This window comes from Schaalia sp. ORNL0103 (assembly GCF_019429565.1).
GTDB lineage: Bacteria > Actinomycetota > Actinomycetes > Actinomycetales > Actinomycetaceae > Pauljensenia.
In genome coordinates this window covers 113976-130760 of sequence record NZ_JAHXSA010000004.1, presented here as the reverse complement: position 1 = coordinate 130760, position 16785 = coordinate 113976, and the positions used below count along the sequence as shown (strand labels likewise).

General features: G+C 64.9%; 12 protein-coding genes and 1 tRNA gene. 3 read left to right on the top strand and 10 right to left on the bottom strand.

What is annotated here, in order from left to right:
• Positions 1-78: 78 nt before the first annotated feature.
• From JJJ16_RS10040 to JJJ16_RS10030, 3 genes are all read right to left on the bottom strand, one after another.
• Positions 79-1281: a PLP-dependent transferase gene (locus tag JJJ16_RS10040; RefSeq protein ID WP_219752685.1), complete on the bottom strand. Its 1203-nt coding sequence runs from the start codon at positions 1279-1281 to the stop codon at positions 79-81.
• 73 nt (positions 1282-1354) lie between these two features.
• Positions 1355-2398: a ferrochelatase gene (gene hemH, locus JJJ16_RS10035; protein WP_219752680.1), complete on the bottom strand. Its 1044-nt coding sequence runs from the start codon at positions 2396-2398 to the stop codon at positions 1355-1357.
• 226 nt (positions 2399-2624) lie between these two features.
• A complete protein-coding gene (locus JJJ16_RS10030; RefSeq protein ID WP_219752678.1) occupies positions 2625-3095 on the bottom strand; it encodes a Dps family protein in 471 nt (156 codons plus the stop codon).
• 584 nt (positions 3096-3679) lie between these two features.
• On the opposite strand from JJJ16_RS10030, the gene JJJ16_RS10025 reads away from it, so the two are divergent.
• Entirely contained in the window at positions 3680-4915 is a 1236-nt protein-coding gene (locus JJJ16_RS10025) for an IS256 family transposase (protein ID WP_219750904.1), read from the top strand.
• A 24-nt stretch (positions 4916-4939) separates the two neighbouring features.
• Here the strand turns inward: JJJ16_RS10025 and JJJ16_RS10020 are convergent, their stop codons facing one another.
• The 7 genes from JJJ16_RS10020 to topA form a co-directional block, all read right to left on the bottom strand.
• Positions 4940-5245, bottom strand: a complete 306-nt coding sequence (locus JJJ16_RS10020) for an SdpI family protein (protein ID WP_264081534.1) — start codon at positions 5243-5245, stop codon at positions 4940-4942.
• A 472-nt stretch (positions 5246-5717) separates the two neighbouring features.
• Entirely contained in the window at positions 5718-6023 is a 306-nt protein-coding gene (locus JJJ16_RS10015; protein ID WP_219752676.1) for a hypothetical protein, read from the bottom strand.
• Between the two features lie 674 nt (positions 6024-6697).
• Positions 6698-6770 (bottom strand) — tRNA-Thr (locus JJJ16_RS10010).
• Between the two features lie 115 nt (positions 6771-6885).
• Complete coding sequence (locus tag JJJ16_RS10005; protein WP_219752674.1) at positions 6886-8502, bottom strand: alpha/beta hydrolase; 1617 nt, start codon at positions 8500-8502, stop codon at positions 6886-6888.
• Between the two features lie 36 nt (positions 8503-8538).
• Complete coding sequence (locus JJJ16_RS10000; protein ID WP_219752672.1) at positions 8539-9732, bottom strand: DNA polymerase III subunit delta'; 1194 nt, start codon at positions 9730-9732, stop codon at positions 8539-8541.
• A complete protein-coding gene (gene tmk / locus JJJ16_RS09995; RefSeq protein ID WP_219752670.1) occupies positions 9729-10547 on the bottom strand; it encodes a dTMP kinase in 819 nt (272 codons plus the stop codon). Before tmk ends, JJJ16_RS10000 begins: the two co-directional genes overlap by 4 nt.
• Entirely contained in the window at positions 10547-13306 is a 2760-nt protein-coding gene (topA, locus tag JJJ16_RS09990; protein WP_219752668.1) for a type I DNA topoisomerase, read from the bottom strand. The genes tmk and topA overlap by 1 nt, the downstream gene beginning before the upstream one ends.
• A 310-nt stretch (positions 13307-13616) precedes the next feature.
• On the opposite strand from topA, the gene JJJ16_RS09985 reads away from it, so the two are divergent.
• Both JJJ16_RS09985 and JJJ16_RS09980 read left to right on the top strand, forming a co-directional pair.
• Positions 13617-15203, top strand: a complete 1587-nt coding sequence (locus tag JJJ16_RS09985) for a hypothetical protein (protein WP_219752666.1) — start codon at positions 13617-13619, stop codon at positions 15201-15203.
• Positions 15200-16759: a hypothetical protein gene (locus JJJ16_RS09980; RefSeq protein WP_219752665.1), complete on the top strand. Its 1560-nt coding sequence runs from the start codon at positions 15200-15202 to the stop codon at positions 16757-16759. Before JJJ16_RS09985 ends, JJJ16_RS09980 begins: the two co-directional genes overlap by 4 nt.
• Positions 16760-16785 lie beyond the last annotated feature (26 nt).

Sequence of the window (16785 nt, the reverse complement as noted above, 5' to 3'; positions counted from 1 at the left end):
GGAATTGCAACATTTCTGGGCGCACTCAAAAACTGACCACATTAAATTACGTGCGAGATTTGTGGGGAACTCGAAGCGTCAGATCTGCGCGAGCGCCTGGTCCAAGTCCGCAATCAGATCCTGCGCGGCCTCCAGGCCGACCGCGAGGCGCAGGAGCGTGCCGGGCACGCCGCCCACACCTCCCACGCGCGTCGAGTGCGTCATGATCGCCGGGTGCTCAATGAGGGACTCCGGCGCACCCAGGGATGCCGCGAGTGCGAAGACGCGCGTGCGCGTCGTCAGCTCGATCGCCGCCTCCTCGGTGGCAACCTGGAAGGAGAGCACGCCGCCCACGCCGGCCGGGTTCTGCGCGGCCGCCAGCTCAAAGCCCGGGTCCGAGGCCAGCCCCGGATAGTGGACCGCCGTGACCTTCGGGTGGGTGGCAAGGAACTCGGCGACCTTCTGCGCGTTCTCGCAGTGACGCTCCACGCGCAGGGCCAGCGTCTTGAGGCCGCGGTGGGCCAGGTACGTGTCGCGCGGGGAGGGCACGTGCCCGAGGGCCATCTGCAGCTTGACGGCCTCGGCGGCCGCGTCGCGCTCACCGAAGAAGGGCTCGACGTGCGCGGGCAGCTCCAGGCCGTCGCGCAGGACAAACGCGCCGCCGACCACGTCGGAGTGGCCACCCACGTACTTGGTCGTCGAGTGCACGACGACGTCCGCACCCAGCTCGAGGGGGCGCTGCAGGACCGGCGTCGCAAAAGTGTTGTCCACGATCAGCAAGCCGCCGACCTCGTGCGTGAGGGCCGCAATCGCAGCGATATCCGTGACCAGCAGGAACGGGTTCGAGGGCGTCTCCACCCACACAATCTGCGGGCGCGACCCACGAATCACCCGCTCGGCCTCGGCCAGGTCGGTGAGGTCCACGGCCTCGGAGGTGATGCCCTCGGCGGGCTTGATGACGCTCAGGAGCTTGTGGGTGCCGCCGTACACGTCGGTCGAGTGCACGACGTGGTCGCCGGGACGCGCCAGCAGGCGGATCACCGTGTCCTCGGCGCTCATGCCCGACGGGAACGCGAAGCCGTGCGTCGCCCCCTCCAGGGCCGCGAGCGCACCCGCGAACGCGTTGGTCGTCGGGTTGCCGCAGCGCCCGTACTCGTAGCCTTCTCGCAGCTCGCCGGGCCGATCCTGCACGAACGTCGATGCGACGTGAATCGGGGGTACCACGTCACCAGTGATGGGGTCGGGGTCGAACCCGGCGTGGATGGCCAGCGTGGAGAAGGTCGTACAGTCAGGCGTGCTCATGCCTCCACGCTACGAGGCCGGGGCCGCATCCGCTGGAGGGTTTCGTCCGCCGGTCGATTGTGACAGCGCGCGCCTACACCCAGCCGGCCAGCGCGATGCGCGCCTGCTCCTCCAGGGACGCGACCGCACCCTCCGAGTCATTGCCCCAGGGCACGTAGTGGAAGTCCCCTCCCCCGGCCTCGATGAAGGTCTCGCGGTTGAGCTGGTCGATCTCCTCGAGCGTCTCCAGGCAATCCGCCATGAAGCCCGGGCAGATGACGTCCACGCGCGGGCACTTCGCGGCGCCCAGCTCGGCCATCTCCTCGATCGTCTGCGGGCCCAGCCACTCGGCGCGCCCGAACACGGACTGGAAAGTCGCCGTCAGGGACCCCATCGCCAGGCCCAGGCGCGACTCGAGGGCGGCGACCGTATGACGACACTCGGCGCGGTAGGGGTCCCCGGCCTCGTCCATGGCAACCGGGATCGAATGGAAGGACACGACGACGCGGTCCCCCGTCAGGAAGTTCGGGCGCCCCACGCGCTCCCAATGGCGCTCAAGCGCGGTGGCGAGCGCCTCGATGTACGCGGGGGCGGCGGGGAAGGAGCGGTGCAGGCGCAGTTCGAATCCGTCGCGGTTGCGGCCGATCCACTGGGCGACCGCGTCGTTGATCGTCGTCACCGTCGACGCCGCGTACTGCGGGTAGGCGGGCAGGATCGCCACGCGGCGCACCCCTTCGGCGTGCAGGCGATCCAGAACCGAGCCGATCGAGGGCTGCCCGTAGCGCATCGCAACCTCGACGCGCACGCCCGGCAGGCGCTCGCCGAGGAGGCGGGCCTGCTCGCGGGTGTAGTGCATGAGGGGCGAGCCCTCATCCATCCAGATGCTGCGGTACTTGCCGGCAACCTCGCGCGGGCGCACGCGCAGGATGATGCCCTCCAGGATGGGCTTCCATAGGAGCGGGCTCATCTCGATGACGCGGCGGTCGGAGAGGAACTCGCGTAGGAATGCGCGCACCGGGCCGGGCTCGGGAGCGGTCGGCGTCCCCAGGTTGACGAGGACGAGGGCAGGCTGCGCCTCGCCCTGCTGCGCGTGGTTCGACGTCGACGTGGTGGCTGCTGCGTCCTGGGAATTCGTCACGCCACCAGCCTAATGTTGACTCTCCCCCGTGTCGCTGACGCGGTGTCACCTCCCTGGGCCTGCGTGCTTCGGGCAGTGCCGAATCCTTGCAGCGGCCTTCAATCCCCAATAGGGCCCACGCCCCTCGCGCCCACATACAAGGGTGCCCCGCCTGTGACAGGCGGGGCACCCCACGTTGTTGATGCGAGCCTACGCGGCTCGCTCCCTCCTCACGGAGGAGTCAGGCTCAGGCCTGGCCGTTCTGCGAACGGATGAACCACGCCTGCTGCTCGAAGCGACGGATGTAGTCGTTGAGGATGTCGGCGGAGGCGGAGTCCTCGGCGTCGACCTTCTCGTGCACGTCGCGCATGGTGCCAACGGTCGCGTTGATGGCGGCGATGGCGAGCTCCTCGGCGTCAGTGGTCTTGATGATCGTCTCGGGGACGGTCGGCAGGGTGTTGCGCTGGGCGACGACCTCGGGCAGGCCGTTGGGGACGACCTGGAGGGCGCGCATGCGCTCGGCGACCTCGTCGGAGGCCTCGCGGGCGATGTCCACGACCGCGTCGAGGTAGAGGTGCAGCGAGCGGAAGCCCTCGCCGGTGACGTTCCAGTGCAGCTGCTTGCCCACGAGGGACAGCGCGGTCACGTCGGTGAGGACCTTCTGCAGGTTGCCTGCGAGAACGTCGGAAGCCTTGAAGCCGGTGGACTCAACGGTCATGTTGTTTCTCCTATGCATGTGTATTCGGTACGGGGCTCACCCTTGTGGGGCCGTGCCCTTCAGACACATCCATCTTGGCCCTTTGGTCCCAGGATTTCTAGTGCTATCCACCGTTTAGTCAAATGTTTCACTATCTTGTAGTCGCGAGGGAATAATCCTCGGATTTCAGCGTTTTAAGGTCATTGACGCTTTCATTTTTCAGGCCAGGTTCGCCTAACCAATGTTGCCCGAGGCCACGGTTGCCTCATGCGATCGTGGCCGACATTTGGGCCCAGGCACCTGCAGGAGCACGACGGCACAACGCGCCGATATACAACCGGAGCTTCATCAAACCCCTCTCACGCGCACGTTAACCCACCTGGCGAAGCATGGGCAGCCGCGCCCAGCTTCCACTAGGCGGGTTTAGCTGCTCAGTTTTCCTCAATTCTCTCGCAGAACTCACTGGTTCCACATTGGTTTTGAGTAGCGTCCCGCATAGTGGTGTAACCGTGTGGTGGTCGGCTCGTTTGATATGGGTGCGGTCACCGTGTGATCCTTCGAGAAAGCTCTCTACTTCTGACTCGAAACGATTTGGAGGCACAACGATGACCGCTCCTCATATTATCGACCCTGCTGGCATGCTTGGCGAGGCGTTGTCCCAGGCATCCCCGGATTTGATGCGTTCCTTGCTCCAGCACGTGATCAACGCGTTGTTATCAGCGGACGCTGATGCGGTGTGCGGGGCCCAGTGGGGTCAACAAGATCCGCAGCGCCAGGCCCAGCGCAATGGGTATCGCCACCGGCCCTTGGACACCAGGGTCGGCACCATTGACGTGGCGATCCCCAAGCTGCGCTCAGGCACCTACTTTCCAGAATGGTTGCTGCAACGGCGCAAACGCTCCGAAAGCGCCTTGATCACAGTGGTCGCTGACTGCTACCTAGCAGGAGTGTCTACACGCCGTATGGACAAGCTCGTCAAAACCCTGGGGATCACAGGACTGTCCAAGTCCCAGGTCTCACGCATGGCAACAGACCTAGACGAACACGTCGATCAGTTCCGCAACCGCCCCCTCCACGATGCCGGGCCTTTCACCTTCGTCGCCGCTGACGCGCTCACCATGAAAGTGCGCGAAGGAGGACGCGTCGTCTCGTGCGCGGTCCTGGTTGCCACCGGAGTCAACAATGACGGACACCGAGAAGTGCTGGGGGTACGCGTATCTACCAGTGAGACCGCTCCAGCCTGGAACGAGTTCTTCTCTGACCTGGTCGCCCGGGGCCTGACCGGCGTGCGCCTGGTGACCAGTGACGCCCATCTGGGCCTGGTTGAAGCCATCGCCGCCAACCTGCCCGGAGCCACCTGGCAACGATGCCGCACCCACTACGCCGCTAATCTCATGTCGGTCACCCCCAAAGCACTATGGCCCGCCGTCAAAGCGATGCTGCACTCGGTGTACGACCAACCCGACGCCGCATCGGTCAACGCACAATACGACCGGCTCTTGGACTACGTCCACGACAAGCTCCCCGCCGTGTGTGATCACCTCGATCAAGCCAGGGCAGACGTCCTCGCGTTCGCCTCCTTCCCCACCGGGGTATGGACCCAGATCTGGTCCAACAACCCCAATGAACGCCTCAACCGCGAAATCCGCCGACGCACCGACACCGTGGGAATCTTCCCCAACCGCCACGCAATCATCCGCCTCGTCGGAGCCGTCCTCGCCGAACAAAACGACGAATGGGCCGAAGGCCGACGCTACCTCAGCCTCGACATCCTCACCAAATCACGACTCACACCACAACCCACCCAACAGGAGGACACCCCACTCCAACTCAGCGCATAACCCAACCCGAAGGACACAAAACGATTACACCACTCCACAGGACTTGACCTGGTTTTGTGATGGCTCGGAGTTATAGCCTGCCTTATATATCCATATAATTCCAACAAGACTGTGCACGCTAAACACAGCTACCGGGATAAGTGCAGAAATAGTCTCATGGTAGATTCCTTGAAGGATAAAGAGTAAACCTGAATCTGCATAAGCAACGGCTAAGCAAAAGAGCGGCACTGAACCTGCTCGTTGAACCTGATACCAGGACGACTCCGATTCTGGTGCTGCCTTCGTCCTGATTCCCGCCCACATATTCGGTGGCAACTTGTCATTTCGCATCGCTCGCGCTAGACCAGCCAAGCAGAAAGCAGCAACCAACGTTAAGAGTCCTAGACCAAATGAGATGAGTCCATCCATCATGATCAGTCCCTTCCAGACTTAGCTTCATTGCTAGATAGAACCGTCGTATAGCATGATTCACAAGATGTCAAGCGATTGATGCCTCTACATGCTGGGCTGTGCACAACAAGAGAGTGAGGCGCATGTTCGGGGGTGACGTGCGACCAACACACCGCGACAGCGATCGATTCCGCCAAATCGCAGACCCATTCAGCAAAACCAGTCGTTTTTGGACTCTCTTCACCCAATGGGTCTGCACTTTGGCGACCACACCCCCTCAACTCGCGGCTCCGCCGCCACCAAACGGGGGGAATTGCATCATTAGAGCTGCGACACGCCGTAGATACTCCGCCAGCCAGCTTCTAATGCTGCAAAACCCCCACCACAGCAAGCCTGAAGTGCGCCGCATTGTCTACAAGTCCTTGGCACAACACCGGTTGGTGCGAAGAAACTCGTCCAGCACGCCACAAACCACCGATTTTCGGCCATTTTTCGTACGCCGGGCGAACTTTTTCGCGCTCACACCCACCATCAGACCAAGCAGGGCGAACTTTTTCGCGCACAGGACCCCGCCCGCGGCGACGATGCAACCAATGACTCCTCCGCAACCACTGATGCAGGCCAGCATGAAACCCCCATCACCACTGCGCGCCCTTGAAAAGCAACCGTTGAAACCAACAACACCACTGCAACCGAAAAACGCTCCAAAAACGCCCATTTCTCACCCGCAAAGGCGATGACGGTTTCAGTTGAGGCACGGCCTGCGCCCGCAAAGGCGACAGGGGTTTCAGATAACCGGGCCGCCTGGTCTGCAGGGCCCAGACGCGATACCCGTGGCTGGCGGCGGCACCAATCGGGGGGAATTGCACTACACGAGGGTTCGACACGCCGGCGACACGCCGCCAGCAGGCTTCGTGTAGTGCAAAACTCCCATTGCTTCCGGCGCGGAGGGATTGGTAGACCCAGCTGCGGAGCTCCACGCACAACGGTGAGACAAGCGCCAGATAAATTTCGCACGTAATTTATCTCGGTCATTGTTTAAGACCTCACGAAAACGTTGCAATTCCAACGACGTAAATTCAATGTTTGAACAAGCCTCAGGGGAATTACGTGCGAAATTGATGGGCGGTGGCAGGGCCAGGGCGGGCCTTGAGACGACGCGCCAAGCCACACATCAGCAACCAAGCGCCACTGGTGTGGAGGGCACCGGAGGGACCGGAGGGCACGGGCGGGCTTCGAGGCGCGGCACCGAACGAAGTGAGGACGCCTAGCCTCGCGGGCGGCCGGGCCCTCCGGCGCCCGGAACACCCGTGGGGCAACAAGCCACAAGCAGCACCGCGACACCGCACACACATACAAAAACGCCCACCCGGAACCGGGTGGGCGTATCTGAGCCGCCTGTGGGAATCGAACCCACGACCTATTCATTACGAGTGAATCGCTCTGCCGACTGAGCTAAGGCGGCCGCGCCTGCCGTTCCACCGTTTCCGGGGCGTGCAGGCAACGGCACAACTCTACTGGACGAATCGCGCCGAGCGCAAACCAAGACACCCGCCATGGGGATGTCGTGAGTCACGTCCCTACTGGCACATGAGGCCGTCGGTGGGCACGGTTCCCTTCACGAAGTAATCTTCGACGGCGCGCGTGACGCACTGGTTGGCGCCGCGGCGGTAGGCGGTGTGGTTCCAGCCTTCGACGGTGACGAGGACGCCGCTGGCGAGCTGACCCGACAGGCCCTGAGCCATCGAGTAGGGGGTCGCTGGGTCGTGGGTCGTGCCGATGACGACGATGGGATCGGCTCCCTGCGCGGTGATGCGCGAGCGGGGCGCGTGCTTAGTGGGCCACGCCTCGAGGCCGGCCGACGGGTAGCCCACGTACTTGCCGAGGATCGGCAGTTCGTTCTTGAGTGTCTCTACCTGGGCGGCCCACTCCTCGATGGTGCCTTCGGGCGAGTAGTCGAGGTTGTTGATCGCGTTAATCGCGTCGAAGGAGTTGTCCTGGTAGGTGCCGTCGGGGTTGCGCGAGTTCAACGTGTCAGCGATGGCGAGCAGACCGCTACCGTCGTTCTTCTGCCACGCCATCCCGAAGGCCTGGGTGAGCTGAGGCCACCACTGCGTGTTGTACATGGCGCCGGTGAGCGCGGTGACGGCCAGGTTTTCGGTGAGCGGACGGTTCGGGTCATTCGTGTGCATCGGGTTGTCCTCGAGGGAGTCGAGGAACGAGCGCACGGTCTCGATGCCTTCCTGGAGGTTGCGTCCCATCGGGCAGGTGGCCTGGGTGGCGCAGTCGGAGATCCAGTGCTGGAGCGAGGCGTCGAGGCCTCGCATCTGGAGGGCGGAGACTTCGTTGGCGCTGAGCGTGGGGTCCAGGGCTCCATCGAGGACGAAGCGACCGACGCGCTCGGGGAAGAGCCCCGCGTAGGTGGCTCCAAGGAAGGTGCCGTAGGAGTATCCGAGGAGGTTGAGCTTCTCCTGGCCGAGGACCGCGCGCACCATGTCGAAGTCGCGGGCAGCGCTCACGGTGTCGATGTGCTCGAACAGGTTGCCAGAGTGTTCGCGGCACCCCGCGGCGACCTCTTGGGCGTCCTCATGGGCAGAGGCGACCGCGGACTGCGGGGACTCGTCGCCGGTGTCGACGTCCTCGTCCTCTCCGGCGTTACGCTCGTCGCGCTCGGCGTCGGTCGTGCAGAACACGGGGGTCGAGTCGCCGACGCCACGCGGGTCGAGGGCCACGATGTCGTAGGCGTTGACCACGGCCTCGCCGATTCCCTGCGTCGCGTAGTAGGGCAGCGAGGAGACGACGGCGCCTCCGGGGCCGCCCGGGTTGATGAACAGGGCGGGCGCATTCTCGGTGCCGGAGCGGTGGATCGCGAGCGCCAGCGTGATCTGGTCTCCGTCGGGGTTCTCCCAGTCCAGCGGAGCCTTCAGAAAGGCGCACTGGTACTCGCTAGCGTCCGAGGAATTCACGCCCTGGAAGGTGTCGAAGGTGCCGTCGGCGCACGCACCCCACTCGATCGCCTGATCGTAGTAGGCCTGCACGGACCCCGCGGACACGGGGATCGGCGCGGACGTGGCCGAGGCCGTCGTCGAGGGGGCCGGTCCCCTGCGTTGGGTTCCGTAGTAGCCGACGACGGTCAGGACGATCGCGACGACGGCGAGGACTGCGACGGCGCAGGCCGCAATGGAGCGTGTCTTCATGGCCCCGATTGTAACGGAGAAACGCCGGGTCAGTTTTCAGGCTTGGGGACGCAGCGAAATCGCCATGTCTTCGAGGACCAGCAGGGGGTTGCCGTTTGCGACGAGGCGTTTGCGTGCGGTCTCGATGTGGTCGACGCGCGCGAGGGTCTGGCGCGGCGTGGAGTCCTGGGCGATCTGGTGCACAAGGTCGGACAGGTCCGTGTTAATGAGTTCGCCGTCCCCGCCCACCTGGACCATGAGGACGTCTCGGTAGATTGCAAGCAAGTCGATGAGGGCGCGGTCGATCGCGTCGGTGAGGGCACGCTTGGAGCGGCGCTTTTGGTCCTCCTCGAGCTGGCGGATCATCGTGCGCGAGGCCTTGGTGGCGCTCTCGCCCTCGTCCATGCCGAGCTGGCGCATCAGTTCGGCCTTTTCGCGGGCGTTTCGTTCGCTGACCTGCGCGTCGGCTTGGGCTTTCGCGGTCTCGAGGAGGCGGTCGGCAGCCATGACGGCCTCGCCGACGCTGCGCACGGAGGCGGGCGCGGTGATGATGGCTCGGCGGCGTTCGCGCATCTGGGGGTCGCGGGCGAGTGCTCGGGCCAGGCCGATGTGCGACTGGGCGGCACGAGCGGCCTCGAGGGCGACCTCGGGGGTGGCGATGCCTTCGCGCACGAGCAGGTCAGCGACTGCACTGGCTGTGGGGATACGCAGGCCGAGGTGGCGGCAACGCGAGCGGATCGTCGCGATCATGTCCTCGGGGCTGGGGGCGCACAGCAGCCACACGGTGTGCTCGGGCGGCTCTTCGATGGCCTTGAGCAGGGCGTTCGCGCCGGACTCGCCGAGGCGGTCCGCATCCTCGACGACGATGACGCGCCACAGCCCCTGGGAGGGCGAGGACTGCGCCTGCAGCACGAGGGAACGGGCGGTCTCCACGTTGATGATCGAGGTCTCGGTGGCCGCGAAGACGACGTCGGCGTTCGTGCGGCCCATCGTCGTGCGGCATCCGGCGCACTGGCCGCACCCCACGGTCTCACCCGTGCACTGCAGGGCTGCCGCAAAGGCGCGGGCAGCGACGGAGCGACCCGACCCGGGAGGGCCGGTGATGAGCCACGCATGGCTCATGGAACGCGCATCGTCGGAGGCGCGAGAGCCGCCACGGGAGGCCACGATCGCGCGGGCGGACGCCGCGGCCTCGCTGAGCTTAGCGACCGCCGCGTCCTGTCCGACGAGCGAGGACCAAACGCTCATCATTCATCCCAGAGCGCGCCCTGGGACTCGCCCAGGGCTCCCACCATGGTGGCTGGCTTGCGAGCGCTGCCCTTGTTCGCGCTCTTCTCGCGCGGTTTCTCAGCGGCCTCAGGGGTCTCGGGGGCCTCAGACGACGAGGCCAGGGCCTCCTGCGTGGGCGCGGGAACGGAGTCGTCGGCCTCGTCGATGGTGACGGAGCCACCCTCGAAGCGCTCGACGAGGACCCCGCGGATCTCGGAGAAGACCTCATCGACCGTGCCCACCGCGTCGATGACGACGATGCGGTCGGGTTCGGCGTCGGCGAGGCGCAGGTACTCGTGGCGCACGCGCTCGTGGAAGTCCATGGACTCGCGTTCCATGCGGTCCGGTGCGTCGGTGCGGCGGCGCGCGCCGACCTCCGGGGGCAGGTCCAGGAGGAAGGTCAGCGAGGGGTAGAGTCCGCGGGTCGCCCACGCGGACAGGGATGCGATCTCGTCCACGCCGAGGGAGCGGGCCGCGCCCTGGTAGGCCAGGGAGGAATCAATGTAGCGGTCACCCAGCACGACCGCGCCGCGCTCGAGAGCGGGGGCGATGACCGTGGCGACGTGGTAGGCGCGGTCGGCCGCGTACAGGAGGGCCTCCGTGCGTGCGTCGACGTCCTCGGGGCCGTTCTGCACGAGGCGACGGATCTCCGTACCCAGCTCGGTACCGCCCGGCTCGCGGGTGACGATGACCTCGCGGCCACGGCTCTCGAACCAGTCACGCACCGACTGGATCTGCGTGGACTTCCCCGAGCCGTCGCCACCTTCGAAGGTGATGAACACTCCTCGCGCTGCCATCAGCTGTCCTTCTTCGTCGCGGCCTTCTTGGTGGCCGTCTTCTTCGCGGTGGTCTTCTTGGCCGTCGTCTTCTTCGCGGTGGTCTTCTTGGCCGTCGTCTTCTTCGCGGCCGTCTTGCGCGTGCGCTTGGGGGCGGGGCCCTTGGCGCGCTTATCCGCCAACAGCTCGTAGGCACGCTCGGCCGTCAGGTCCTCGACCGTCTCGGCGCGCGGCACCGTCACGTTGGTCTCGCCGTCCGTCACGTAGGGGCCGAAGCGCCCGTCCTTGACGGTGACCTTCTTGCCCGAGATCGGGTCCACGCCGAACTCGCGCAGCGGCGGGCGGGCCGTGCCGCGGCCTCGCGTCTTGGGCTGCGCGTAGATGGCCAGGGCCTCGTCCAGGGTGATGGTCAGCAGCTGGTCCTCGGAGGCCAGCGTGCGCGAGTCCGTGCCCTTCTTCAGGTAGGGGCCGTAGCGGCCGTTCTGCGCGGTGATGACCTCGCCCGAGGCCGGGTCCGTGCCCACCTCGCGCGGCAGGGACAGCAGCGACAGCGCGTCCTCGAGGGTGACGGTGGCGATGTCCATGGTCTTGAACAGCGAGGCGGTACGAGGCTTGGCGGCGCTCTTCTTCGTCTTCTTCGCGCCCTCCTCGCCGCCATCGGCCACCTCGGGGAGGACCTCGGTGACGTAGGGGCCGTAGCGGCCATCCTTGACGATGATCGTGTGACCGGTCGCCGGGTCGACACCCAGCTCGCGGCCGTCGTCGGCGGCGCGGGAGAAGAGCTGGTCGATCAGCTCATCCGTCAGCTCGTCGGGAGCGACCTCCGGCGGCACGTTTGCGCGCGTCCCATCGGCCTTTTCCATGTAGGGGCCGTAGCGACCCACGCGCAGCGTCACGCCGCGACCCAGGTCGATCGAGTTAACGGCGCGTGCGTCGATGTCGTCACCCAGGGAGGCGACGCCATGGCGCAGGCCGCCGTTCTCACCCGTGCCGTCGGGGCCGAAGAAGAAGCCGGTCAGGAACTCCGTGCCGTTCTCCTCGCCCGCGGCGATACGGTCCAGGTCGCCCTCCATCGAGGCCGTGAAGTCGTAGTCGACCAGGTTCGCCAGGTTCTCCTCGAGCAGGCGCGTCACGGAAAACGCCAGCCACGTGGGCACCAGGTACTGACCGCGGTGCGTCACGTACCCGCGGTCCCCGATCGTCTGGATGGTCGCCGCGTAGGTGGAGGGACGGCCGATGCCGAGCTCCTCCATGGTCTTGACCAGCGTCGCCTCCGTGTAGCGGCCCGGGGGCTGGGTCTCATGGCCGTCGGGGGTGGCCTCGGTCAGCGTCGCGGGATCACCCTCGGCGACGTCTGGGAGCATCTTCTCCGCGTCGTTCTTTTCCGCGTCATAACGCCCCTGGTCGCGGCCCTCCTGGTAGGCCAGGCGGAAGCCCGGGGAGGTGATAACCGTGCCCGAGGCCGAGGACAGCACGTCGTGGCGCTTGCCGTCGACCTCGATGCCGGTGAGCACGCGGATCGTCGCCGTGTAGCCGAGAGCGTCGGCCATCTGCGAGGCAACCGTGCGCTTCCAGATCAGGTCGTACAGGGCCAGCTGCTGCTTCGACAGGGAACCGGCCACCTCGCCCGGCGTGCGGAAGTGATCACCCGCGGGACGGATCGCCTCGTGCGCCTCCTGCGCACCCTTCGAGGTGGTGCCGTACAGGCGCGGGGACTCGGCCACGGCCTCGGCCCCGTAGAGCTGGGTGGCCTGCTCGCGGGCGGCGTGGATCGCCTGGCTGGACAGGGCCGTGGAGTCGGTACGCATGTAGGTGATGTAACCGGACTCGTACAGGGACTGGGCGGTGCGCATCGTCGAGGACGCGTTCCAGTGCAGCTTGCGCGACGCCTCCTGCTGGAGGGTCGACGTCGTGAAGGGGGCGGCTGGGCGGCGGCGGTAGGGCTTGCGGGTCACCGAGTCGATAACCGAGGCCGGGGCGTCGGACAGCGCGCGGGCGTAGGCCCGGGCGGTGGCCTCGTCCAGGTGGAGGACGCCGGCCTTGGCCGCCTTCGCGCTCAGCTCGCCCTTCTCGCTGAAGTCGGAGCCGGTCGCGATCGAGTGGCCGTCCACGGAGGAGACGCGCGCGCCGAAGGCCTGGCCCGCCGACGTGAAAGCCGTGTCGATCGACCAGTACTGGGCGCTCACGTGCGCCATGCGCTCACGTTCCCTGGCGACCACGAGGCGCGTGGCCACCGACTGCACGCGGCCGGCCGACAGGGACGGGCGGATCTTGCGCCACAGGAGGGGCGAGACCTCGTAGCCGTAGAGGCGGTCGAGGATGCGGCGGGTCTCCTGCGCGTCCACGAGGTCGGTGTCCAGGTCGCGCGTGTTCTCCAGGGCGCGCTGGATCGCTTCCTTCGTGATTTCGTGGAACACCATGCGGCGCACGGGAACCTTCGGCTTCAAGACCTGCAGGAGGTGCCACGCGATGGCCTCACCCTCGCGGTCCTCATCAGTTGCCAGATAGAGTTCGTCGCACTCCTTGAGGAGCTTCTTGAGTTCGGTGACCTTTTTCTTCTTGTCCGGGTTCACCACGTAATAGGGCGCGAAACCGTCATCCACGTTGACGGCGAAGCGGCCGAACGGCCCCTTCTTCATGTCCTTGGGTAGCTCGGAGGGCTGCGGGAGGTCGCGAATGTGGCCGATGGAGGCGGTCACGTGGTAGTCGGGACCCAGGTATCCCTCGATGGTGGCTGCCTTCGCAGGAGACTCCACGATCACGAGCTTCGTCGCTGACATTGCCGGTCCCTTCCGTCGCTTCCCCAGTATTTGTAGCACCCTCATGCCGAGAGCACCCGGCGAGGCATCTGGGATGGACCTTACCGCGTCCCACCCGCATCTGGGTACCGGGGACGCTTCCGCGCGTCTCACGCCCTTCGGGTTTGACATTCACGAGGCAGTGGCGGATTCTCGCGCGCGGGCGCGCCCGGGCGAGGCGCCGGTGGGAGCGCGTTGCGATACCTATACATAGGGGGAGCCCCGGCCTCGTGGCGTGTCCCAGGCCGTTCGTGTTGACGCGGGAACCATGACGAGCGGTTACGATCAGTCCATGCGATTCCCAGACGATGAAGACTACCTGTGGGCGGGGCGATCCAAGCGCCTCTGGTACAAGATCATTACCCCACACACCCACGGAGCACGACTGTGGATGGTGATAACCAGCATCATCTGCGCGCTCGCCGTCATGCATTCAACGAACGGCTCGTGGGGCTATCACGGCCGCGCCCAAGACACAGGATTTCTCTCGGGGAACTTCGTCAACGGCGTGCGCCTGGCCTGGCAAATCGATGCAAACGATGCCGATTTGGACATGATCAACACGTACATCGCACGCGACGGCTACCTCTTCCTGGTGGGCTATCGCGGGAGCCAGCGCGTCGCCGTCGGTTACGACGCCTCGCACTCCAGCCCGCGCGAGCTGTGGCGCGTCGACGTCGACGACGAACCCGGCGTGCACTGGTGGGACGGGGACCTCCTCGTCGGCAACACACTGATCTCTCCGGCAGATGGGAAGGTCACAACTGGCTGGCCGTCGTCGGGTGATTCCCTGGCTGGGAACGCATATGCACGCCCCACCTCTACGGGATGGTCAAGCGCCCCCATTGGCCCGATCCGCCTGTACTGCCCTGATCTCTCCACCGGACACTGTGAGGCCTGGGATAAGTCCGCGACACACGTGTGGGACTTCGATGCCTCCTCGGATACGATCCCTGACGTCCTTGCCCCTGTGAACGGCTGGGTGCCGCTGGTGAGAACAGACAAGTCGACGGACAAGAGTCTTCGAGACATGACGTATGGGCTGGCCGGATTCCTGAACCTGGAGACGGGCGAACGCACGGGGATCGACGCCATCGAGGAGGCATGCGGTCCCGCCGTCAAGGAGAATCACGACGGTACGACAACATGTCGCCCACTAAATCCAAGCACATTTCGACTACCCATCATTCGCGGCAGGGATGGCTGGATCATCAGTGACGGACTTAGCAGCGGTAGAGAGTCCTACGTGGCCATCGTCGCCCCCGACGGCACAAACCCGCAGGTGAGCTCCCTGTCGTTCGAGGCAATGGAACGCATCGCCTTCCTCAACGTCCACGCGACGGACGATTCCGAACTGCCCACCACTGTGGACCTCCTCCACTACGCCGCCACGGGCGACCACACGTGGGAGGCTTCGAGCGCGGTGGTCTACACGTCGCCTGGCTCGGTCATGGCCTCGGTCATCATCAACGACAACCAGGAGCTCGTCACTAATCGTCAAGTTTTCGATGACGATGTGGACGCTCGCACGTGGGCGCGGGGCATTGTCTATAGCCGTGACGCATCGGTGGCATTGATCCCCGAGTCCACGAGCGACGTCAAGGATTACTACACGCCACTCCTCGTTGACTCGGCGATCGCTCAACGCAACTGGACATCACCTGGTCAGGACGACTACTGGCTTAAGGACGCTGCCGTCCCTGGATGGCGAACCCTGCGCGTTTCATCCGGCACAGTTCTCTTCGATGATCTCGTCGTCGCTCGCATATCCCCCAAGAGCTCGCCATGGTATAAGCGCTTGCTTGCCCTAACCCCCTCATCCGGCGACCGTATCGTCGGCCTGACCCCAGCCCCCGGACCGATGAGGAGCGTTCGATGACTGCCCCGGATAGTGCGCGCAAGTTCCTTGTTTCCACGCTTATTTTTATCCGCACGAGAAAACTACTCGTCACTATTCTCGTTTCCGGTCTCGGGGTCGCCCTGTCATGGCTGATCCACCTCCCCACCGGTTACTCCGGTCACGCCCACCCCTCGCAGGCCATCTCCACCGATTTCTCCTCCGGGTTCTCCGTCGCCTGGGAGATGACAAGCAAGGACCTGGGCGTCAACGCACCGGTCGTGGCCAGCACGCGGGTCGACGGGATCCTCGTCGTGCTCGCCGCTGAGGAAGGAAAATCGTCGAACGCAAAAGAAGCAATCCCAGCGACACTCATCGGCATTGATCCCAGTGGATCCGCTCCTGTCGTTCTGTGGCGACACGAGTTAAATTCTCGGAGTCGCACACTCTTCACCTGGGATGACTCGATCATCGCGGGCGGGGAGACAATTCGAGCATCCGACGGGGTCGTGACCGCCACCTGGGACTCTCCCTTGCCTGCCTCTGTCGGGGACGGCCGCTATCTAGATTCCCCACTCGTCCTCTCGGCGACACTCCCATCACGGGGCGCCGTTGCAAGCTTTATTCCTATCACCTGGCCCGTCGTGGTCACCTGCACGCCTATCGACGATTCACAGGAAGGCGATCGCAACGAGGAAGCCTCGTGCACGGGGTGGCACAAGGACGGCACCCAAGCCTGGAACTATGCGGTCACAAGGAACGCCGATGGGCAGACGGTTAAGCCAACCGTTATCACTGCAGCCAACAGTCATCTCATCGTCGGGCACTACGACAACTATAATATTCTGTCCCTCGATTCATTCCTCAGCCTTATCGACGGATCCATCACGGATCTCGGCGTGGCCTTCTCTGGTCGCCTCTCCATCGACAACGTCTACGCGACAAGCGAGATCTACGCGACAAGCGACGGCTGGCTCGTCAATGGGATGGATTATGCGCAGCTTGAAGACGGTGACATCGCCGTCTTGAACCCAGACGGCAGCCTCCGCGAGATGATGACGCTGACCACCAACTCACTAAGGTGGAGGACACTCATCACCACCACGTGCACGGATACCGATGGGCTTGCAGTTCTTCCCACAGCCGAGCAGGCCCTCACGGCCCTCCGCACCGGGCACGGCTGGACACCCGTGTGCAGCGGTATCGTCACTCCCCGATCCGACTCTGACCTCACCACTCTCAACGGCAGGAGATTCGTAGCCCCCGACAAGGACGGAACACCCACCTACACGAATTACGAACAAGGAGCATTCTTATCGGCTGACGGCTCACTGATCCTCGGCATCCAGTCGATAGAGAGCGACGAGAAGAGTTCCACCAAGGAAGACGGTCCAGCCTTGTACTACTCCCGGTCAGGCGTCAAGATCGCCTCCCTCTCACAGGTCGGGGCAAGGTCCGCGCAGCCCTTCTACGATGACCTGCTCATCGCGTCCCCCGCACACCCGGATTCGTGGCTTGCTCGCCAGCGCGCCTACCTCGGCACCTACCCCCACCCGAACACGGTCCTCATGGGCATCACGCCGAAGCGGGCGAGCTGACCAAGGCTGATTCACGAGGCCGGGGC

Excerpts from the sequence above, each read along its gene's own strand:
- JJJ16_RS10025 (WP_219750904.1), top strand. The coding sequence starts at position 3,680 with ATGACCGCTCCTCATATTATCGACCCTGCTGGCATGCTTGGCGAGGCG.
- JJJ16_RS10005 (WP_219752674.1), bottom strand. The coding sequence starts at position 8,502 with ATGAAGACACGCTCCATTGCGGCCTGCGCCGTCGCAGTCCTCGCCGTC.
- tmk (WP_219752670.1), bottom strand. The coding sequence starts at position 10,547 with ATGGCAGCGCGAGGAGTGTTCATCACCTTCGAAGGTGGCGACGGCTCG.
- topA (WP_219752668.1), bottom strand. The coding sequence starts at position 13,306 with ATGTCAGCGACGAAGCTCGTGATCGTGGAGTCTCCTGCGAAGGCAGCC.
- JJJ16_RS09985 (WP_219752666.1), top strand. The coding sequence starts at position 13,617 with ATGCGATTCCCAGACGATGAAGACTACCTGTGGGCGGGGCGATCCAAG.
- JJJ16_RS09980 (WP_219752665.1), top strand. The coding sequence starts at position 15,200 with ATGACTGCCCCGGATAGTGCGCGCAAGTTCCTTGTTTCCACGCTTATT.
- JJJ16_RS10000 (WP_219752672.1), bottom strand. The coding sequence starts at position 9,732 with ATGATGAGCGTTTGGTCCTCGCTCGTCGGACAGGACGCGGCGGTCGCT.
- JJJ16_RS10040 (WP_219752685.1), bottom strand. The coding sequence starts at position 1,281 with ATGAGCACGCCTGACTGTACGACCTTCTCCACGCTGGCCATCCACGCC.
- JJJ16_RS10015 (WP_219752676.1), bottom strand. The coding sequence starts at position 6,023 with ATGGGCGTTTTTGGAGCGTTTTTCGGTTGCAGTGGTGTTGTTGGTTTC.
- JJJ16_RS10030 (WP_219752678.1), bottom strand. The coding sequence starts at position 3,095 with ATGACCGTTGAGTCCACCGGCTTCAAGGCTTCCGACGTTCTCGCAGGC.
- JJJ16_RS10020 (WP_264081534.1), bottom strand. The coding sequence starts at position 5,245 with ATGCGAAATGACAAGTTGCCACCGAATATGTGGGCGGGAATCAGGACG.